The organism is Arthrobacter sp. BGA-UO-ETr-C19, assembly GCF_059568005.1.
In genome coordinates, this window is the sequence record NZ_JCAQPC010000009.1 from 18,140 (window position 1) to 38,960 (window position 20,821).

17 protein-coding genes and 3 pseudogenes are annotated in these 20,821 nt (G+C 60.2%); 6 read left to right on the forward strand and 14 right to left on the reverse strand.

Going from position 1 to position 20,821, the window contains the following annotated elements; all coding sequences use genetic code 11:
- Positions 1-81 precede the first annotated feature (81 nt).
- The 4 genes from AC57BR_RS04560 (at position 82) to AC57BR_RS04575 (ending at position 4,753) form a co-directional block, all read left to right on the forward strand.
- Positions 82-1,608 carry a sugar ABC transporter ATP-binding protein gene (locus tag AC57BR_RS04560; RefSeq protein WP_496358568.1) on the forward strand — a complete coding sequence of 509 codons (1,527 nt, stop codon included), beginning with the start codon at positions 82-84 and terminating at the stop codon, positions 1,606-1,608.
- Entirely contained in the window at positions 1,608-2,645 is a 1,038-nt protein-coding gene (locus AC57BR_RS04565) for an ABC transporter permease (RefSeq protein WP_496358569.1), read from the forward strand. The genes AC57BR_RS04560 and AC57BR_RS04565 overlap by 1 nt, the downstream gene beginning before the upstream one ends.
- A 493-nt stretch (positions 2,646-3,138) precedes the next feature.
- Positions 3,139-3,921 carry an SDR family NAD(P)-dependent oxidoreductase gene (locus AC57BR_RS04570; RefSeq protein ID WP_496358570.1) on the forward strand — a complete coding sequence of 261 codons (783 nt, stop codon included), beginning with the start codon at positions 3,139-3,141 and terminating at the stop codon, positions 3,919-3,921.
- Positions 3,922-3,940: 19 nt separating this feature from the next.
- Positions 3,941-4,753 (forward strand): SDR family NAD(P)-dependent oxidoreductase, encoded by an 813-nt coding sequence (locus tag AC57BR_RS04575; protein ID WP_496358571.1) that lies wholly within the window; start codon positions 3,941-3,943, stop codon positions 4,751-4,753.
- 177 nt (positions 4,754-4,930) lie between these two features.
- On the opposite strand, the gene istB is transcribed toward AC57BR_RS04575, so the two are convergent.
- From istB to AC57BR_RS04630, 11 genes and pseudogenes are all read right to left on the reverse strand, one after another.
- The gene (istB, locus tag AC57BR_RS04580; RefSeq protein WP_496358572.1) at positions 4,931-5,719 is read right to left on the reverse strand and encodes an IS21-like element helper ATPase IstB; all 789 of its coding nucleotides are present in this window, start codon (positions 5,717-5,719) and stop codon (positions 4,931-4,933) included.
- Positions 5,716-7,245, reverse strand: coding sequence for an IS21 family transposase (gene istA / locus AC57BR_RS04585; protein WP_496358573.1), 1,530 nt, complete (start codon positions 7,243-7,245; stop codon positions 5,716-5,718). Before istA ends, istB begins: the two co-directional genes overlap by 4 nt.
- Positions 7,246-8,211: 966 nt before the next feature.
- Positions 8,212-8,962, reverse strand: a pseudogene (locus AC57BR_RS04590) (ISL3 family transposase).
- A complete protein-coding gene (locus tag AC57BR_RS04595; RefSeq protein WP_496358574.1) occupies positions 8,959-9,510 on the reverse strand; it encodes a group II intron maturase-specific domain-containing protein in 552 nt (183 codons plus the stop codon). The pseudogene AC57BR_RS04590 and the gene AC57BR_RS04595 overlap by 4 nt, the downstream one beginning before the upstream one ends.
- Before the next feature lie 27 nt (positions 9,511-9,537).
- A pseudogene (locus tag AC57BR_RS04600) lies at positions 9,538-9,976 on the reverse strand (CoA-transferase).
- A 27-nt stretch (positions 9,977-10,003) separates the two neighbouring features.
- Positions 10,004-10,549, reverse strand: coding sequence for a nuclear transport factor 2 family protein (locus AC57BR_RS04605; RefSeq protein WP_496358575.1), 546 nt, complete (start codon positions 10,547-10,549; stop codon positions 10,004-10,006).
- Positions 10,550-10,565: 16 nt separating this feature from the next.
- Complete coding sequence (locus AC57BR_RS04610) at positions 10,566-11,126, reverse strand: PCC domain-containing protein (protein ID WP_496358576.1); 561 nt, start codon at positions 11,124-11,126, stop codon at positions 10,566-10,568.
- Between the two features lie 308 nt (positions 11,127-11,434).
- Complete coding sequence (locus tag AC57BR_RS04615) at positions 11,435-12,196, reverse strand: SDR family NAD(P)-dependent oxidoreductase (protein ID WP_496358577.1); 762 nt, start codon at positions 12,194-12,196, stop codon at positions 11,435-11,437.
- 17 nt (positions 12,197-12,213) lie between these two features.
- The gene (locus AC57BR_RS04620) at positions 12,214-13,329 is read right to left on the reverse strand and encodes a mandelate racemase/muconate lactonizing enzyme family protein (RefSeq protein WP_496358578.1); all 1,116 of its coding nucleotides are present in this window, start codon (positions 13,327-13,329) and stop codon (positions 12,214-12,216) included.
- A 17-nt stretch (positions 13,330-13,346) separates the two neighbouring features.
- On the reverse strand, positions 13,347-13,877 hold the full coding sequence (locus AC57BR_RS04625) for a PPC domain-containing DNA-binding protein (protein WP_496358579.1): 531 nt from the start codon (positions 13,875-13,877) through the stop codon (positions 13,347-13,349).
- 72 nt (positions 13,878-13,949) lie between these two features.
- Complete coding sequence (locus AC57BR_RS04630; protein ID WP_496358580.1) at positions 13,950-14,798, reverse strand: HpcH/HpaI aldolase family protein; 849 nt, start codon at positions 14,796-14,798, stop codon at positions 13,950-13,952.
- 628 nt (positions 14,799-15,426) lie between these two features.
- Here AC57BR_RS04630 and AC57BR_RS04635 point away from each other — a divergent pair.
- Positions 15,427-16,176: a FadR/GntR family transcriptional regulator gene (locus AC57BR_RS04635; protein ID WP_496358581.1), complete on the forward strand. Its 750-nt coding sequence runs from the start codon at positions 15,427-15,429 to the stop codon at positions 16,174-16,176.
- Positions 16,177-16,649: 473 nt separating this feature from the next.
- On the opposite strand, the gene AC57BR_RS04640 is transcribed toward AC57BR_RS04635, so the two are convergent.
- The 3 genes and pseudogenes from AC57BR_RS04640 to AC57BR_RS04650 form a co-directional block, all read right to left on the reverse strand.
- Entirely contained in the window at positions 16,650-17,189 is a 540-nt protein-coding gene (locus AC57BR_RS04640; RefSeq protein ID WP_496358582.1) for a 3-methyl-2-oxobutanoate hydroxymethyltransferase, read from the reverse strand.
- A gap of 165 nt (positions 17,190-17,354) precedes the next feature.
- Positions 17,355-17,776 (reverse strand): annotated as a pseudogene (panD, locus tag AC57BR_RS04645) (aspartate 1-decarboxylase).
- A 70-nt stretch (positions 17,777-17,846) separates the two neighbouring features.
- Positions 17,847-19,214 (reverse strand): MFS transporter, encoded by a 1,368-nt coding sequence (locus AC57BR_RS04650; RefSeq protein WP_496358583.1) that lies wholly within the window; start codon positions 19,212-19,214, stop codon positions 17,847-17,849.
- A gap of 725 nt (positions 19,215-19,939) precedes the next feature.
- On the opposite strand from AC57BR_RS04650, the gene AC57BR_RS04655 reads away from it, so the two are divergent.
- Positions 19,940-20,755, forward strand: a complete 816-nt coding sequence (locus AC57BR_RS04655; protein ID WP_496358584.1) for a FadR/GntR family transcriptional regulator — start codon at positions 19,940-19,942, stop codon at positions 20,753-20,755.
- Positions 20,756-20,821 lie beyond the last annotated feature (66 nt).

A 20,821-nucleotide genomic window follows, 5' to 3' on the forward strand; every position in this document is an offset into this window, starting at 1 on the left:
AATTTCATCGGCTGGGCCGGCAGTGCGTCCAACGCTGCCCGCCCGGCAACATTGAACGGTCAGCGGTATGAGTCCGTCAAAATGACGCATGCAACCAATATGAATGCTTTATCGGACGGTGAAATCGTGATGGATGCAGTCGACAAGGAATTAGAGGACAGTGCCGCGACGCTCGAGCCCGACGCACTGTTAGTCCGAGGCCTCAAGAAGTCCTTCGGAACTCTTCAGGCGTTACGCGGCGTTGACTTATCGGTCCGCCGAGGTGAAGTCAAAGGTCTGCTCGGTCCCAACGGCGCCGGGAAATCGACCCTGATCAAAATTCTTACCGGTATTCATCGCAAGGACGATGGCGAGATTCTCGTTCGCAGTCTCCACCACAAAGGCCCAGGAAAGATCGGCGTTATACACCAGGATCTCGGGCTGGTCGATGCCATGACCATTCGTGAGAACTTGGGGCTAGGTCGGCCAAGTCCTAAGGTTGCTGGAGTTGTTATCTCATCTCGCGCAGAACAAGCTCGCGCACGTAATGAGTTGAATGCCGTCGGCTTGGACGTGAATCCGGAGTTACGACTATCGGAACTGAGCATCGGGCAAAAGACTCTAGTGGCCGTAGCGCGTTTACTGGCACTAGATTTCGACGTGATCATTCTTGACGAGGTGACCGCCGCGCTTACCCCTCGAGACAGCGACTGGTTGCTCGAGAAGTCCCGTGCGATCGCCAGTCAAGGCGTCGCAATCCTGGTGGTGTCCCACCGTTTACAAGAGATCGTCGAATACTGCGACACAATAACAATTGTCAGCGATGGATTGGTCCGCTTCGATGGCCCGACACCGAGCCTGTTGGAGCTTTACGGTCTGCTAATGGGGCGCGCGGACCCTTACGAAAGTAATCGTTCCCTGTCTGCGCCAGGTGATGTGGCGCTGGAATTGATTGACGCGTCAGCCCCGGGCATTGGCCCAATCAATGTCGAAGTCCGATCTGGTGAGGTGTTGGGACTTGTCGGGTCTCTCGCCTCCAACCTCTACGGCATCGGTCATTTGATGGCGGCCCAAAGTGTGCTGAGCTCTGGCCAGCTAAAGTTGGCCGGGGCCAACGTTGGCCACACTCCGCGCGAAGGGATTGCATTCCTCGCGGAAGACCGAAAGGCCCTGGGCGCGCTTCCCTTTCTTGACTTACGCGCCAATATGACGATCAGCTCGCTCCGATACTCAAGAAAGTTCGGCTGGATTAACCAGAAAGTTGAGAATCGCAGGGTAGCAGGGATGATGTCGTTGCTTGACATTCGACCAAATGATTACCGTGTGGGAATCGAGCAACTCAGCGGCGGCAATCAACAGAAAGTGCTCCTTGCTCGATGTTCGCTTGCTGATCCGAGAGTGTATGTTCTGTGCGAGCCAACCCGTGGGGTTGATATCGCCACACGCCACGCCGTCTACAAGTTCATCGAGGAGCGGCGTAACGCCGGGGCAGCCGTAGTAGTAATCTCGGTCGACATCGAGGACATATTGGCTATTTCCGACCGCATCGCAATCGTCGATGAGGGCAAAATTTCAGCACCGATTGCACGCGCGTCGGCATCCGCTCAATCAATTCTGAGGGCAATTTAATGGTGAACCTATCCAGCGACCACAAGTTCGATAGTAAGATCGGATCGGGTGATGCAGCACGCCCGTTTCGCCGTGACGGCTTTCGGCCCGAGCGATATGCAACGTTGTTTTTCTTCTTAGCGTTCTACCTTGTTTTTGCAATCTTGAAGGGTTCAGCCTTTGCATCTTGGGGAAATGTCACGCTGGCGCTGGGGCAGAATGCTCATCTGGCCTTCCTGGCCGCGGCAGTAACGATCACTCTGATCGCGGGACAATTCGATTTGTCGGTCGGGGCATGCGCGGGTATGGCCACCGTGATCATGGCCCACTGTACGGCTACCCTCCACTGGTCGATTTGGCCGTCGGCGCTCCTGGTCGTTGCTGTGGGAGTGGTGGCCGGCCTTCTCAATGGCTTCCTGGTTGTTGGTCTCCATCTGAACGCGTTTATTGCGACGCTCGGGACGGGTGGCGCCATGGTCGGAGTAGCGATCTGGTTAAGTGATGGGCAAACGATCTACCAAGGGATCCCGGAGGCCTTGACGAGTATCGGAGCGGCAAAGATTCTCGACGTTCCGATTCCCGTCTATTTCGTCCTGGCTCTGCTTGTCGTTGGGTGGGTGCTAACCCGCCGCACCGTTCTCGGGCGCTACTGGGACGCGGTCGGGTCCAATGTCGACGCCGCGCGATTGGCCGGGGTCAAGACGAACCGGACAATCGTGTTGGCCTTCGTCGGGACTTCGGTCATCGCAAGCCTCGGTGGCCTCGTTTTTCTGGCGAGGTATGGTTCAGCTGATTCGTCAACCGGACCCCAATGGCTACTACCAGCGTTCGCCGCCGCGTTTCTCGGTTCCTCGATACTTTCTGATGGGAGGTTTATAGTCATCGGATCCATATTGGCGACCTACCTGATCGCTATGGCTCAGAATGCATTGGATATCAGCGGCGTGAACGTCGCGATCCAGCCAGTCTTCAACGGAGCAGTACTCATTGTGGCCGTCGCCTTGACTCAGAGCCTACGTCGGCGCAGGCGAACTGGTAAGTCGCCAATTCGTTCCTGATCAAAACGCGCACTGGGGTCCACTTGAACTTTGGCAACCGGTTCGTGAGCAGCCAACACTGCCTGACGCGCCGGCGGCCTCGTGCGATCCGCAGACCAGGCATCCTTCGACTGCTCCTTGGACGGTGGTCCAAGGCCGAGGGGCGGGGCAATATTGGGAGTCCTTCGCATTTAGATTGGTTTGTGTGATCCGCTAGGGGCGGTGACCGGCTGTGAGTAGGCATCTGATTTGGTACCTGGTGAAGTCGCGGAAGCCGCGGGCGATTCTGCGCGTTGTCTCGGGCCGTTGATCGCTTCGGTGGCTCCGTTGGAGGCGCTTGGTGTCGAAGTAGGCCAAGATCGCCGTATTCCATTGTTTGAGGGTATAACGAGCACGGCTGAACCGGGCTCGAAAAGCAGTGTTTCCTGCCATGGAAAGCGATGCCGACTCAAAGTCGGCTGCAAGTTAGAACCACGAGCGATTCCTTTTAAACTAAACCGCAAAGGGAGCAAGCATGACAGTCGATTTCGGACTCAACGGACGCGTAGTACTCATCACGGGTGCGGGAGGTGGCATCGGATCCGCAGCCGCTCTGGAAGCCGCGAAGTGTGGAGCAAGAGTTGCGGTCCTTGACGCGAATGAGAGCGCGGGGCAGAAGACGGCTGAGCTGATCAGGCAGGAGGGCGGCGTTGCGCAAGCATTCGTCATAGACGTTCGAGACGAAGAGGTTGTCGAATCAGTCACTGATGATGTGGAGGCCGCTCTAGGGCCGGTACACGGCGTCGTCGCCGCTGCCGGGATCACTCGACCGTCGCCGGCAGATGAGACATCATTGGCCGACTGGAACGACGTGCTGGAGATCAATCTGACAGGGACGTTCCTGATCGCTCGCGCCGCCGCCCGCCGCATGCTTGAACGAGGTTCGGGCGGCTCAATGGTCTTTGTTGCTTCCATTGCCGGGCTTGGTGGGCAGGCCGGGCGCGCAAGCTACGCTGCTTCCAAACACGGCGTTATCGGCCTCGCACGGTCGCTCGCCTGCGACTGGGGGCGGATGGGCATTCGGGTCAATGTCGTGAATCCAGGCCCGGTAGACACTCCGTTGATGCGTAATGCAGTCTCGAAAGAGTTCATCGAAACTACGTTCTTGCCGCGCATCCCACTGGGACGGCTGGCCCTCCCCGAGGACGAGGCCCGGGCGATCGTCTACCTCTTGTCCGACTACGCTGACTACGTGACCGGTGAGCTAATGTCGATCGACGGAGGAATGGCCACAGGCTATCTCTCCGACTTCAAATGACCATTCGAGAGACGAGATAGTGGGCGATCAAGACATAGGCGTAGATGAGTCGATGCGAAACCATACAAAGGGGCTCACCGCCCTCGTCATCGGTGGCGGAAGTGGCATAGGGGCGTCCAGCGCCCTTGCCTTCGCCGCATATGGAGGTCATGTTCTGGTATCCGGCAGAAACCTTGCAAGTGCGAGCGTGGTAGCCGACACCATCAGGCGGCGCGGCGGTACAGCGACTGCCTTCGAGCTCGACGTCTCGCTTACGAGCGAGGTGGAGACAGTGATACCTGACGTAATCCGCTCGAATGGAGGACGTCTAGACGCCCTAATCAACTCTGCAGCTAGGGTCGCGCCTGGTCCCCTCGAAGACCTCTCCGCCAGTGACTGGACGTCAGTTTTCGACGTCAACGTTGGCGGGGCGCTTAGCTCGGCTCTCGCCTGCTTGCCCTTTTTGAAGCAGAGCCCGAACGCTTCGATTATTCACATTGCATCGCTCGGGGGCGTTTTCGGGAGACCGTTCGGCGGTGCGTATGGACCTAGCAAGGCGGCTCTAATCGCGCTCACCAAGCAAATGGCAATGGAGTGGGCGCCTATGGGCATCCGAGCCAATGTTGTTAACCCGGGCACCATTGATACTCCGCTAGCTAGATCCACCGTTCCCGACGCGACGCTTGCGGAACGCGCGCGCGCCATCCCGGCGGGCCGGCTCGGAGATCCCGATGAGGTCGCCGAAGTCATCGTGTTCCTGACCACTCGCGCGGCGTCGTATGTTACTGCGCAGTCGATCAATGTCGATGGAGGTCATTCACAGAGCTTGCTCTTCGCACCAATGGGTCGTTGATGTCAGGGTTGAAAATGGGCTTGGGGTGAACGGATCTAACGACGACTGTCAATGGCCGTTGGTTTGTGCCCAGAGGCGGCCAGTTAAGGTGCCCGCTGGTGGCCAGTAAAACTGCCCGGTGATGGCCAATAGATCTGCCCACTCTGGTTCGGCGGGATTGGCCATCGTCGGGTCTTGTTAGTTCAGTTGCGTGACTCCTTTTCCGGCGAGGGCCTGGGTGAGGCGGATGGAGTCGCCGCTGGTCTGGCAGACGTGGGCGTGGTGCAGCAGCCGGTCGACGGTGGCGGTGGCCAGGGTTTTGGGCATGAGTTCGTCGAAGCCGGCCGGGTGCAGGTTCGAGGAGATCGCGAGGGAGCGCTTTTCGTAGGCTGCGTCGACGACCCGGTAGAGGCCTTCGGCGGCGTCGGTGGCCACGGGCAACAGGCCAATGTCATCGATCACCACGAGCTCTGCCCGCAGGATTCTGGCCACGGCCCGGGTGACGCTGTCGTCGGTGCGGTGGGCGCGGATCAGGGCGCCGAGGTCTTCGAGTCTGAACCAGGCCACGCGCATGCCGGCTTCGACGGCTTGTTGGCCGAGTGCTTCTAGGAAGAAGGTTTTCCCGGTGCCGGAGGGTCCGCAGACGACGAGGTTTTCCCTGCGGCCGATCCATTCCAGTGTGCGTAGGGCCTGCTGTGTCGGGGCGGGAATGGATGAAACCGTCGGGTCCCAGGCGTCGAAGGTTTTTCCTGTGGGGAAGCCTGCTGCTTTGCGGCGGGTGGCGAGCATGGAACGGGCCCGGCCAGCTGCTTCTTCGGCGAAGAGTGCCTTGATGATCTCTACCGGTTCCCAGCGCTGGGCGCGTGCGGTTGCGATCAGTTCCGGGGCCAGCGCCCGGGCGTGGGGCATTTTCAGCTGCCGCATCAGGGCTTCGAGGTCTGCCGGCAGGGCCGGGGCCGTGGTGTTCGTGGTGGTGACGGGGCTCATCGGCTCTGCTCCCTTACGGTGCCGGAGGTCGCTGCGCGCAGCCCTGCCCAGGCGCCCGTGCCCTGGGTCAGGGAGCGGGTCTCGTCCGCGGCGTGGGTGGTGGTGCGCCGGATGTTCGCGTTCAGGATCGAGGCCAGATCGCCTTGGGCGAAGCGGCCGTGGAGGGCGGCGTCGCCCAGGGCCCGGTCCACCGCCTGGGTGCCGGCGATTTTGGCCAGGGACACGGCCTCGGCCATTTTCACGTTCATCCGCCCCGTGCCGGCCGCGGCGGCTTCCAGAAGCCAGGTCTTGGCGGCTTCACCGATGGCCAGGAACTCGGCCTCGCCGGCGTTGCGGGCCTTCACTGCGTAGTCGCCCGGGATCCTGGTCCTGGTCCCGGGGAAGTGCTCATCGATAATCGAGGGGCTGCCGGGCCTTGCCCGGCCGTGGCGTGCGACCTCGACCGGACCGGCGGCGCCGTGGTGGACGATGATGATCTGTTCATCGGGCCCGGTGCCGTGGGCGCGGACGAACACCGTTGCACCGAGCAGATGCGCGGGCACGGAGTATTGGGCGTTCTCGAAGGTGACCATTGGGGTGTTCTCCGGAACGGTGCGGGCCAGTCCGAACGCGACCGTGTGCGCGGTCTCCGGGATGCGGTGCAGCCGGGGCGCTTCTTCCGCCAACACGGCCGAGGGTTTACGGCGGGTCGCCCGGTGCTCACGGTTGTTCACCTCGTCCATGAACGCCTGGCAGGCGGCCTCGAGCTCGGCGAAAGAACCGTAGTCGGGCCGCAGGTTGGTGTCCGTGGGAACGAGGTCGGCCTTGGCCAGCTTCACCGACGCTTCAACTCCTCCCTTCGTGGCGGGGTCAGCAGGCTGGCAAGTCAGAACCGTAACCCCACAGTGGCGGGCGAAGTCCAGGGTCTGCTGGTTCCGAACCGGCACCCCGGCGACGTGCGCGGTGGTCACGGTTTTCTCGTTATCGGTCAGGACATAGGTCGGTGCCCCGCCCAGGATCCGGAAGGACCGGTCCAGGGCCGCGAACACGCTCGGCGCGGTCCGGTCCCGCAACGGGATCACGATCCGGAACCTCGAGAACGCCAGCCAGGCCACGAACAGGATGGTCTTCACCCCGCCCACGCGTGGCCCGTCGCCGAAGTCGTACTGCAGCCACATCCCCGGCTCGGTGATCCACGGCCGGTGCACGCGGGTGTGCCCGAGCCGCCACGCGGCCTTGACCTGCGCGATCGCCCGGCGCGTGGACCGCTCGGACCCCGCATATCCCAGGGCTAGGAGCTTCTCATGGGCTTTATCGGCGCGGATCCGGCCTTTGGACGCCTCGATCCATTCCTCGATCTTGAGCAGGTAAGCGTCCGTGACCCGGGGCCGCGGCGCGGGTTCGGCGATAGGCCGGCCGGCGTCCCGCGCGGCGACATGCCTGGCAACCGTGTGGTGCGAGCATCCCGTGAGCTCCGCCGTGGCGCGCAACGATCCGGTCAGATCGTAGGCAGCAAGAATTTCCATGATTTCTCCGTCATGCTTCATACAGGGCCTCTTCCTGAGTGACTTGGTGCGTCTAGACACCGTCATCAATCCCCGGGGAGAGGCCCCCGCCGCTTAAGACGCGGCAGGTTCAGTAAGGAAGTGGGCAGATCTCATGGCCACCAATCGGCACTTCTACTGGCCGTCAGTGGGCATTTTCGTGGCCGCCTATGGGCAGTTTTTCATGGCCGCTAACACGACGACCGCGTTGGGGTTCGTTGCAATGGAATGCGAAGTGACGCCACACCCGTGCCCCGTCGGTTGTCAGGGAAGGAAGTTGGGCTATGGACAACAACAATCAGCGGGACATCGTATGTCCTGGGCTGGGGGTCTCGCTCAGCAGCGGAGCGTCGTAGGCGAGAAACAGTTAGGGTCTGAGGTTCAGAGGGGACGCCTCAAAGACGATCGACGCGAGCTCTTCTCGATCGAGAGAACCGTCGAAATGGGGCCAGCGAGCCGAATCGCTTTGAAATAGCTCAAACCCCGGAGTCTCAGGAGCGGAAAGTCTCCCGAGGGAACCGACCGGCATCGAAGACTCGAGCGCTAAGTTCTGCCAGGCGCCAGAAAACAGTTACCGACGCACTCGAAAGCATTCGGCGCAGATGTCACGTTAGCGACCGCGGTGTAAGCGAGATGATGGTACTAGCCGAGCACCGTCTACTCCTGAACTATGATCCGAGCCCTGCTGACCTGCCGCTAACGGGTGGCCTAGATCTGTTACCCATGGAGGTTGGTGACGCGGTTGGCGTGTGGTTGACCTTTAGTGTCGTGTGGTCTCGGGTTCGTGTGATTGTAGTGGTGCAGCCACGCCAGGAAAGTTGATCTCCGGGCCCCGAGCCTGGAGCCGTTGTCGGTCAGGACCCGGCTTACAGTAATCCCGGCGGCGTTGAAGGCAAGCGTTGGCCCGTTCCCAACAACCCGCTGCGGTTTCCTTTTCTCGTCGGCGGATCTCGGTGTAGGCAAACCGGCTCATCGCATTTGAGGGTGTAGCCGGCGTCTGATCCGCCGGTCTCGAGGAGCGAGCGGGCAATGTAGTTGGCAAGGTTCCGGAAGCCGAGGCGGAGCCGCGGAGGTGTTCGAGCCGGCCGTTGAGCGCTTCGGTGGGCCCGTTGCTGGTGCCGGGCCGGTCAAAGTATGCGAGCACGTCCCCTGCACGGCGCTTCAGCGTTCGGCCGAGCGTAATGACTTCGGTCAGCGCAGCGCGTACGCCTCGATCAATGCTTGCTGAGCTGTTTCCCTCGGCTGCCGTAGGGTTCGCGGTAGGCGGCGATGACGCGCTGATAGATTCCCCATGTGGCTTCGACTTCGGCATGGTCGTCGGCAACGAACAGGTGGCCCCCAACCTGTCCTTCTGCTTGTCGGTCAGCAGATCATGTCCGGTGTGCAGGGTCCGGCGGGCGGCGTAGAGCGGGTACCCGGACCGTCCGCGCTGCCCAATGCTCTGCTGCTGAACGCGCTGGCGGCACCTGTCCACGGCGTCGCCGGCAAGCCGGACGACGTGAAACGGGTCCATGACCTCGACCGCGTCCGGTAGCTCCTCGGCGGCTGCGGTCTTGAACCCGGTGAACCCGTCCATTGCAACGACCTCTATCGCGTCCCGCCAGGCCCTGGGCCGCTCCGCGAGCCAGGCTTTGAAGACCTGTTTCGAGCGGCCCTCGATCATGTCCAGCAACCGCGCCGGGCCGGTCCTGTCACGGACCGGGGTGAGGTCGATGATCACGGTGACGTATTTGTCCCCGCGCCGGGTGTGCCGCCAGCTGGGTCGGCCCGAGGCGCGGTGACAGCATTGCTGCCGTTCCGTTTCCCCGGACCGCCCGCCGAACCCGGCGTGCGATTCTCACCGCACCGGGCTCTCCACGTGAAGATTTGTCGCTCAGCCCGTGGGGGCAGCGGGTGTCCACGGGGTCGGGATCCGGTAGCCGCGGTAGCGGTACCGAATGACAGTGACGCTGGCTGCGCCCTTGAACCTTGTCCCGTCAACGGCGAGCCGCCAGGTTCCGGGCAGACAAAACCTGCGCCGTAGTTCTGGCCAACCGACGCGGTGTTTCTTCCGTAGCCACGCGGTAATCCGCTCCCACGCATAGGAGTCGATCGAGGAGAACGTAGCCTTGGATACTCGTGCCGGAAGTAGCTGGCCCACCCTCGCAGCACCCGCCCCAGATAGTCCATCAGGTATCCGGGCTCTTTGTGCAGGGTCGATCTGTACGTCATGGTCTTCACCCGGCTTCGGCCGCGATGCCTAGCCATTTCATCCCTGGTCCAGGCCATGGCGAACTCGTGCGTAAGTAGTGAGGCTTAGACGGTCAGTGCATCGGCCGCCTCGGAAACGTTGTGCGGCCGCTCATTGCGCTGCTCGATATCCTTGACCCGGCTGCCTGCACCAGTCGCTGGACAAAGACGCCGGGTGGCGATGGGGTTGGGGTCCAGCCTGCCCGGTTCCACACTGCCCTTGGCCTCGGCAATGGTTAGCTATCCCGCCGTAGCCACCACCGGCTTGAAGTTCCGGGCGGTGGAACGGTAGATGAGGTTGCCGTCCGTGTCCGCTGTGTGGGCGCGGACCAAGGCGACGTCGGCCCGGATGGCGCGTTCCCGGACTTACGTTTTGGCGTCGAACACTTCGCGGGGCTTGCCTTCTGCCACCAGGATGCCCACGCCAGTTACGCCTGAATCCCGGACCGCTTGGATCATCCGTCGGGATGCCGCTCAAGTCAAAGCCTCCAGCGGCGAAAGTCATCCCGTCCGGTAGGGCATAACCGGAAAGTCATCTTTCAGGTACAGCCAGCCATGCCTGAGCGGTGTAGACGGGGTCCTCGTGACTGCGGGAACCGGTTGGCCCGTCCCCTTGTGAAGGCGCAAGGCGGCCAACGTCGGACCGGACCCAGTCGCGCACTGACCAGCGCTCGGAGATCGCCCATCGCCCGTCGCGACGGAGGAAGTGGTCGATGTAGCGGATCCCGCTGGTGAAGTTGCGTGGGTCGTCCGCCGACGTGACCCAGTGCACGCCCAGGCCATAGGTCTCTGCCACCGCACGGTCTCCACGCACGGTGGCAAGATGGTTGCCCATAAGGTGCATGAGTCCGTCGTACTTGGAAATGGTTTCCTCGAGCCAGGGGATGTATTGATCGATTGTTCCGTCAAACCCCGCATGGTGCTCGAGGGCGTCGGAGTGGTACGCCGAACGGACCAGACTCATATCGGCCCGGTCGACGCCCCGGCAGTAGCGCATTACAGTTTCATAGATCTCCTGCTTGTCCTCGTATGAGCCCTCGCCAGCGACGCCGTCCCCCCGAGCATCTGGGAGTTTCATGTGTGTCCTCATCGCTCTAACCTGCAGCAGGGGCGGCAGAGGACACAGACGTGAGGCGGTGGTAGGGAACTCCGGACGGGTAGTCTTTGGACGCGGACGACTCGACCATGAGGTCGAGCTGAACGCCTTCAACTTCCGCAACAGCGATTGTGAAGTGCGACTCTGGGATGACCGATCGGACCAGCGTTCCCTCCACGAGATGCCCAGTGTAGGTTTTGCCGTCTGCGGCCGTGGCCGACACATGAATGTGGGCGTACGGGTCGCCCTTGGCGTAGTGGACGTGCCCATCTTTGGACATGAACTCTTCTTGCACCTGGCCGATGATCCCCGACCCCATCACCTCTGCCAGGCCCTGCACCTCAATGACCTCCGGAGGCATGTTCCCCTCGGCCGCCTCTCTTGGCGCTTTCGGGAGGGTCAGACGTAGCTGCGAAGCCCCGCCGGTAATGTCCAGCACCAGTCCGGTCATGATTTGCTCATCTCGTGCGATCTCAATGACGGCCTTATATACGTCCTCGCCCGGTTCCAGATGCGCGTAGACGACGCGACCGAGGCGTCCTGTAGCCAGCTTTCTCATGGTTTCTCCTCTTACTTGCGGTAGGCGTTCGACGGTTGCCGCGCCCAATCGTGATGCCACTAAACAGCTGTGGGGTGAAACGACAGGCAGGCCCGCACTCGCTGAATGCAGGTGCGTCGCGTATTCCTGCGACTTGCCCAGGTCGATGGTAAAGCCGAATCCTGCCCCTTGGGCGACCTTCCCGTAGCTATGCATTACGCCTAGTGGGAACGTTGCAAACTTCTTCCACTAGGCAGTACGTATACCTGCCGAGCGCAGGGTCGAGCCACCCGCGGTCACGTCCAAGCCACTTCTCTTTTGATGGAGGCTCAAGGTTTTGATGATCCTTTGTCCACCCTGTGCCACGAGCTTGGCGTCGTTAAGGAAACTGGATTCGTCGCTGACGAGGAACAGCATGCATGCGCGAGTTCCTCCGGCGTGCCCATCCTTTTGAGGGGAATGGCCTCGGCGACTCGTCCGTAGACATCTTCCTGGCCAGCGACGTCGTCGTTCAGTTGTATTCTGGTGGCTCCACGTGCGACGGCGTTGACGCGGTTGCCTTCTGGCCCACAGGTCGCTGCCGTGGCGTGAGTTAGCGCCGAGACTGCACCTTTCGACGCGGCATGGGCGCGGGTTGGGCGGCCCGTAGTGCCAACGTATGCATACACCGAGGTGGTGATGACAATAGAGGCGGACCGCCCTCTCATGTCAGGGATCGCGGCCTGAGCCAAGGCATAGACTTTTCGGGCGTTCGCCTCAAACCCGCGATCCCACCTCTCCGGATCGATTGAGTCGATGGTTCCACCAACGTGGACGGCGCCGGTGCTGGCGTTCGCGAAGACTACATCATCTATGCCGCCAAATTCCGCGGCGGCCGCGTCAACGGACTCGCGCACTGCGGCCGGGCCGGCCATATCGCACTGCAGAAGCCGCACTCGATCCGGGAGCAAGGCCAACTCGTCAACAAGCCGGGTACCATCCTGATTGATGTCCAGGATCACGACATCCGCGCCTTCTGACGCGAACAGGCGCGCCGTGGCCGTGCCGACCCCTGTGGCGGCGTCCGAGATCACCGCGATTTTTTCGTTCAAACGTCCCATATTTACTCTCAACGAATTGGTTTAACGAGATCCGGGTTAACGGCGTACTTTGTAAGCTGGTCGAAATCGATGGCGAACCCGAAGCCGGACTCGCGAGGTACGGTGAGATACCCATCGCTAATCTGCGGCCGATTGGCAATGTCGTCTGCTATGTGCAAAAAATAGGCCATTTCGGTCGGATACAGTGCAGTGGACGGATTGGCAGCTGCAAAGGCGATGCTCGCCCAGGTGCCGATGGCACTGTCACCCTGGTTTCCGATGACCATTGCGGTTTCGTTAGCCTCGCAGAAGCCTCGAATGCGTTCGGAGCCGGATATGCCCGTCCTGGCAATTTTGATGCTTACCATTGATGAGCGTCCGGAGAGCACCTCTCTTGCCACCTCAGCCGCGTCCCGGCAGCTTTCATCGCCAAGGATTCCCACTTCAGCATGTGCGGCAACGCGAGCCCGTCCATGGGTATCTTCTGCTGGGGACGGCTCCTCGATCCATGCGAGTCCCGCGTCACGTGTAATACGTAGGAACTCGAGCGCCTCCGTTGCGGAGAAACCATGGTTCGCATCGACACAGAGATGGGCGTCGGGAAGAGACTTCCTGAGCTCGAGTACGAGTTCCGCGTCCCTTCTTACGTCCCATCCGACCTTGACCTTGAACGACCGGATGCCATACTCAGCTGAGAACCCGAGCGCCTCGTTCACAAGCTCGGGGGGATTTCCGTCTCCGAGCACGGCACTGACGGCCACGCGGTCAGTGTAGCCGCCGAGGAGCTGATGCACTGAAACACCGAGTGACTTGCCGATGGCATCCCAGATTGCAGTATCGACGGCACCGAACGTCGTGTTGTTGTAGACGACGTTCCGCAACGCATGTGCGATGGCCCCGCGGTCGAGGATTGATCGGCCGATCAGTGCGGGTCGCACGAACGTGTCAATCGCGGCCAGAATTGACTCCGTCGTCTCGCCGTAAGTCATCGGTCGCGGAATCGCTTCGGCGTACCCTCGGACACCGTCTTTAGTCTCAATGATAACCAGCACATGATCAGCTGAGCTGATGGCGCCGTTTGCCCAACGGATCTCATGCCGAAGAGGCAACTGGAACGGAATTGCGTATACGTCTGTGATTTCCATAGTCTTCGCCCTAAAGGTTAGGCGCTGCGCGCGACGAGGGTGTGGTAAGGCACGCCAGCGGGATAATCCTCGGTGGCGCTATTGTCCACGTTCAATGCCAGGTCAACCCCTTCGACCTCGGCGAGAGCGATCGTAAAGTGCGACTGCGGCACCACCGACCTCACCATGGTCCCTTCGACCAGATGCCCGGTGTACGTCGTTCCATTCGTCGTCGCCGACACGTGGATATGCGCGTACGGTTCACCCTTTATGTATCTAACCTCACCGTCAGCCGAGACAAAGTCGTCCACAACGCGGCCGATAATGCCCGATCCCATGATTTCGGCGAGTCCGTCGACCTCCAAAATCTGTGGCGGCTTCTCCCCATCGGTGGCTGATATCGGCAGTGCAACGCGCAATCGGGTCGCAGCGCCTGTCATGTCCAGTACCACGCCCGTTTGAATTCCCTCAGCCTGTGCGATCTCGATAATTGATCGATAAATGTCGTCTCCGGGGGCAAGACGTGCGAAGACGACTCTACCCAGCCGACCAATTGCAGTGGTTCTCATTGGTATCTCTCTGTTATGACACGGAACGTCGCTCCATGGGTTAAATGTTTTTGGACTTGCCCCGTTCAGCCTTTAGCCCTTTTGCACGAGCTCAGACCCAACGACGGTGAAGCCGGCCAACGCCTCTTGGTATCCCCGTACGAGTACCGAGACATCTGCGGAGTGGACGAAGACCGTGGCTCCCCGCGTGGCCCACTGTTCTGACTCGGCTGCGTCGTAGACTGCCAGACCGAAGGCTGTGCTGTTCAATTCGGCAAGCCTGTCCAAGACCCTGCCACTCAGTGCCACGACATCGGCATGGCCCGTCTGCCCCAGATGACCGATGCTTGTCGCCAAATCTGCACGACCTATGATCAAGGCATCGAGGCCAGGTACGGCCTGGGCGATCTCATCGATGTTGTCAACCGCACGCGCGCTTTCGATTTGACCGATTATCACCACCTCATCATTAGCCCGTTCCGCTGTGGCTGCGAAGCCTTCGCGGCCAATGCCGTACCCAGCGGCCCGACTCATCGTGCAGACTCCTCGGCTGCCCAAAGGGGGATAAAGCGCTGCCGCCGCCGCCCTCTCGACGTCGGCCGAGTTTTCTACGAATGGTAGGACGACTCCGTCTGCTCCGATTTCTAATGCGTGAAGGATGTTAATTGGGTCGTTAGACGCGACCCTGACGAGACTGGCTGCTCCGCCGAACTGGACCGCGCGGACCATCTCGCTGACAGTCTGCCAACTCTTTGGAGAGTGCTCCATATCAATGATGGCGAAGTCCAACCCGGTACGAGCCACGGCTTCCGCTACATCAGTGCTCGGAACAAACAGGAAAGTTCCAAGCACGGGCTCACGATTGCGCAGCTTATGCTTAAAGCGCTGCCTTACCTTGTCAGACAATTTGGCTCCTTTTGCTTCAGCGAGGTTTATGTCCATTTCCAGACTATATGGCCTTTACCTTTAGGCGTCCACTGTCAGACAGCGGAATTGCGCAATCGGCACGGCACAACCAGAAGCCCCTCGTCGTCCGCTTTCCCAGGACGGGACGGCGAGCCGACCGCAGGCGCGTGCCCTTTCCGGACGAAGTCTTTGCGACGAAGTGCGGCCGCGGGGCCGTCTCCATGCTGGTGGAGGGTGACGAGGCGACCCATCGGCGACGTCCCGGTGAGTCAGTAAGGAAACCATCTGCCGGCCGTTCCGTATGCACCGGCGCGCTGCTTATCCGGCTCCCGGATATGGCCGGTCACCATGTCGACCACCAGGTCATAGCCTGCAGTGCGCAGGATGCCGGTCGGAGCGTCGTCGTGCCTGGCGCATCAGCCGCGCGTACACCCGCGTAACCGGCCTGACGTCCAAGGATGCGGCGAGCAGGAGGGCTTAGCGAAGTCGACTGCTTGTCATTCGGGCGACGTGATGGGAAATACCAGCTACAGACGAGCTGGCTCGTAGCCCCGCGCGTGCCGTGGGCTGCAAGCATTCTGTCGCCACCCCATCTGCTGGCTCAATGAACTTAGTCTTACAATAGACAACGAGTTCCCTATCCGCCGTAAGCAGGAGAAGACAAATGGCCCCTCCGCTGCCGTTTTCAGCTTTGCCAATCCAACGCCCACGCCAACAAGTGGAGAATCAAATCAGGAATGCGATTCTCGACGGATCCTTGCGGGACGGAGACAAACTGCCCGCGGAACAGGCTATGGCCCAGTCATTCAACGTCAGCCGGGCGACTATCAGGGAGGCCCTACGGTCATTGATCGAAAGCGGCCTGCTCACCAAGGGGCCGGGGACGACAAGCGGGCTGTACGTGCAAAGCGTGGATCATAATTCGTTCTCGCTTGCGGTGTCTGACCGACTGTCGAGCGTTCTCGACATAGGATCGGTCACCCCGGAGGAAGTCTCGAACTTTCGCGACATGCTGGAAGTGCCGTCCGCAAGACTAGCCGCCGAGAACAGGACGGAAAAAAATCTTGTTCGGCTCCACGAGGTCATCGACAAAGAGAGATCTACTACTTTTGACGATGCAGCTATCCCCGAGCTCAATGCGCAGTTTCACTCTGAGATCGCTAACGCTTCAGGCAATAGAGTCCTGGCGGCCTTTGTATCAGCGTTGCATCGGACAGCGCATCCGCTTGCGTTCGTTAATACTGACGCGGTGTTAGGGCGGGAGTCGGTTGCCCACCATATTCAGCTCTACCGGGCTATCCAAACACAAGACCCGGGGGCTGCCGCTGAAGCCATGCAAGGTCATTTGAATTATCTGCGGGAGCACGCCACCGCAAGGGGCATCATCGAGCCATCAAACGTAGCCGCTGGGTGATGGCAGAACGTGCACCTCAGCCGATTCCAGGGAGTTTTATGTTGAGATGGTCCTTTGAAGCTGCTACCGTCGGCCGCCTCCCGATTTCCATGAAGTACTCCCGTCGTTGTGGTGTTGATTGGCAGCCAGAGTGTGAAACGCTGAGAGGCGTTCAGTAGATCGACTTCGCGCATTAATCGCGGCAACTGAGCCGAAAGTGTGCGAGAGATCGCTGCTAGTACGACAAGTCCATGACGTTCTCATCTCAGATCATGACTGCACGCCCCGACGACCAGTGCTGGGCCACCTGTCGCAGTCGGACCACCTGTCCGGCCTTACTCAGGAGGTCATCCCGCTGTGCTTGGGATGAGCAAACAAGCTGTCCACCGTAAGTACGGACGGGACACGACAAAGACAGCGCTCATTGTGACTCCACCCAAGAGGTAAAACGGCCCACTCCCCTACCTGGGCGGCCGAGAGTTTCCGGGCCACGATTAGAATGACGACAGCCGCGGCTGGGCGACCGAAACCATGTCCATCAGCACGCTGAAAGCACCGGCAGCGGCACCGGCAGCGGCATCGGCGTCGTCGACAAGCCGTTGCACATCGTCGCCTGTGCCCGGAACCCGGTAGCGCCCAGGAAATGTTCGCTTTGCGGCGTGAAGCAATGTGCACCCTGACCGAGACCCCGGCTTGGAAATGGGTTTACCGGTGTCCGCATAAAACTTGCAGCCTTCAATCTTGCCGTCATGAGCGAGTCCTTCTTCTTTCACGAATCGGACACCAGTTGCGACTGCCTGCTCGACTGATGCCTCGTAGCTACCGAAGGCAAGTCGGCGACCGACAGGGCACGCTTGGCCGACCGGGCAACGGCGCGGCAAAGGGGAAGCAGTCCGTCCACGGTGACCAGGAGGCTGGTTTGGTTGCCGAAGACGTGGAGGCGGAGTCCCCTGGCAGGAGCACCTCGATGCCCGCTTCGTCAAAGATTTCGGCCGTGTACTGGTCTTAGGCTGTGAGCATCGCAAGGTGCTCACCCTTTTCCCTGACCTGCTGCAGGTAGTGGGTAGGGATTCGTGCTATCGGCTTCTTCCCGGTGACCGGCGGCGTTGCAGCCGGCTGGCCTGGGCTGTTGCCGTAGGGGCGTGAAACTTCCGCGGACGATATGGAGTCTGGGTTTCTGTCCATTGTCGTGCGTCAGTTCACCCCTGGTTTTTCACTGCGAAGGACGGGCGAATAAGCCCTGGAGTGAGACCTTCAGCTGGATCACTGCCTACCTCAAGTATCCGGTTGTGCTGATCAACGTGGACGACTTTGAGGTCGTGGGCCTTGGCCTGTTCCGTGGTCATCAAGGCATAAGTAATGAGGATGACGATGTCGCCCTCCTGGACCAGGTGTGCGGCGGGGCCGTTGATGCCGAGGACACCGGAGCCGCGTTCGCCGGCAATTGTATAGGTTTCCAGGCGGGCGCCGTTGGTAACGTCTACGATCGCAACGAGTTCGCCTGGCAGGATGTCCGCGGCCTCCAGCAGGTCCAAATCGACGGTGACGGAACCAACGTAGTGCAGGTCGGCCTGCGTGACCGTGGCCGGTGGATTTTGGATTTGAACATTTTGCGATTCAAAAATGCATGGTTTTTTACACCCCTTGGGAGGCGCGGGACGCCGGCAGTGTCGTCTGAAGTCCCTCGACGATTACTTCTGGTCGACTGCTACAGTTGGTTCGCTGCCCCTGATGTCTGAGGGCCGTCCCGCCTGATCATGTTCCGCGTACAGAGAGCGCTTGTAGGTTTCCGGCAGGAATTTGAGGAGGACTAGGGCAACGAAGGCCATGAGCCCCATCAGGTAGTACGCCGGAGAGAGCGGATTCCCGGTGGCGGCGACCAGTGCAGCAGCTACCAGTGGACCCATACCAGCCACGGGGCCAACTCCTAGGTTATAACCGATAGCGCCGGCGGTAAGGCGGATTTTGGGTGGGAAGAATTCCACGATGGTCACCGAGCTCATGACTACTAGCGCAGAGACGAAGACTGCGTAGATTCCGAGGCCAAGTAGCGCGAGTCCAAAGCTTCCGGTTCCCATCAGCAGGAAGACGGGGACGACCATAACGGCGAGTCCGACGCATCCAAGGATGTAGCTGATGCGGCGGCCGAAACGGTCGGAAAATGCTCCCACTAAGGGGCAGAGGATTGCGTACAGCACCAGGGCAAGCATGCTCAGAAGGATTGACGTAGGGCGAGGAAATTCCAAAGTGACGCTCAGGTAGCTAACGAAGTACGTTGCGAAGAAGTAAAAGCCAGTGCCGGTTGCTGAGGAGAACGCGAAGGCGATGAGTATGTTGCGAATTCCGCCTTTGCCGATGTGCTTGAAGGGATTGACCCGCTCCCCGGTCCTCTTGATCTCCTCAAAAACTGGGGTGTCCTCCAATTTCATTCGCATGAAGAGGCCCACAATACCGATGGGAAGGGCGAGCAGGAAGGGAAGACGCCACCCAAATGAATTCATGTTCTCAGCACTGAGGACGTTGGAAAGTAGAAAGACGGCCCCGCTGCCTCCGATAATGCCGAGGGCGGCTGTCGCGGCGATGAAACTGGCCCAGAGTCCGCGCTTGCGATCTGGAGCGTACTCGACGAGGAACGAGGACGCGCCAGTCCATTCACCACCCACGGAGAGTCCTTGGATGCACCGAATGGCAACCAGCAGGATCGGGGCGGCTAAGCCGATGGTGGCGTACCCCGGAAGTACTCCTATAAGAGCGGTGGCAACACTCATGATGATGATGGCGAGTGCAAGGGAGGTTCGGCGTCCGATCTTGTCTCCGATGTAGCCGAAAACTGCTCCGCCCAGGGGACGGAAGAAGAACGCAACTCCGAAGACCGCCAGGGAGGCCAGCAGCTGGCTCGTGGCATCGCCGGCTGGAAAGAACGTAGCTCCGATGATGGTTGCCACGAAGCCGTAGACGGCAAAGTCGAACCACTCCATGAAGTTTCCGATAAGGGTTGCTGCGATTACGCGACGCCTGGCTCGGGGGTCGATAACAATCGATGCTGGTGATGGGCTCATAGCTGCGATCCTTTCAAGATCCAGTAGATGGAACGCACCTGCAATGGCTCGGGCGATATTCCCGATTCGAAGCCGAGCTTGGGTCAGAGTAGACCTTTGCCTTGGGAGGCGACGGGAGCCAGCAGGAACGTGATGTTAGGGGTGAAAGACAAGGACGTACAGGTCCTCCAGCCCGGCTCGGGCGCACAGGCCCTGGATTGCGGGTAAGTCCTGCCGGATCGACTACCACTGGAGCCCCACGTGGTTTAGTCGGCTACTCGGTTGCACTGTAGTGAACCTTCGAGGCCTACGGACGATGGCTCCGAGGGATGAGCACCTCCGAAAAATTCGATATCGGGTGGCACCCCAAGAATCGCGCACTCTGCAAGCGGGCCTGTTGGCATCCTCACTGAACCTAAGCCCTCACAAAAGTATCTTTGCATCTTTGTCCGACAAGTGTCAAGAGTCACATGATTGTACTAGATGGGGGTTTCCATACAAAGGAGAAGGAAGAGGCTCCTCTCGCCACTTGTATAGGGCGGGCCGTTTGCCGTCCGCTCGCCCACGCCCGTTGCTACAACGCTCCTTGATTACGTGGCAAGTCAAGCCGCGGAAACGACGGTTCCTTCCTGGACACCTCCCACTCAGCAGACAGTAGCCCCTGTCAGACTTTAGCCACTCGAACGGTCTATGGCTCTGCCTGAACTAGTCATACAATGAGGTAGATGCTTGTCTTATAGGAGGAAATGATGCCGGATACGTCACCAACGTCGATGCCATTCCCGGCGATGCCCGTGCAACGGCCTCGCCAGCAAGTGGAGAGCCAGATCAAGCAAGCCATTCTCGATGGTTCGCTCCGAGACGGATCCCGGTTGCCAGCCGAACATGCCCTGGCGCAGTCTTTCAACGTCAGCCGAGCAACGATTCGGGAGGCCCTGAGATCCTTGGTTGAGGCGGGCTTGCTGACTAAGGGGCCTGGAACGACAAGCGGACTCTTCGTACAAAGCGTGGACCATAACTCGTTCTCGCGGGTGGTCTCTGATCGGCTGATCAGCGTTCTGGATATAGGATCCGTAACGCCAGGTGAAGTTTCAAACTTCCGCGACATGCTGGAAGTACCTAGCGCGCGGTTAGCGGCACACCACAGAAACGATGACCATCTCGTCGAACTCCACGAAATCATAGACCGGGAGCGTGCGACTACTTATGATGATCCCGCGATTCCCGAACTAAATGCACAATTCCATTGTGTGATCGCGAATGCATCGGGCAACCGGGTCCTCGCTGCCTTTGTGTCCGCCTTACATCGCACGGCACGCCCACTCGCTTTCGTTAACACGGATGAGGCATTGGGGAAACAGTCGGTCGCGCATCATATCCAGCTTTATCGAGCAATCCAGGCTCAGGATCAGGCGGCGGCTGCAGAGGCGATGCAATCACATTTGAATTATTTACGCGACCACGCCGTCGCGAACGGCAATAGCAAGGAAGCACCTCTCCCAGTGGGCGGCGGGTGGCACTCAAACGGACCCTTGCCTGACGCACTGACACAGGCTTCTTAATCTGAGACCATCCGGCCCCCTTTTTAGCTGCCAAGTGAGCGGCCCATTGTCCACTCGAAGTCCCAG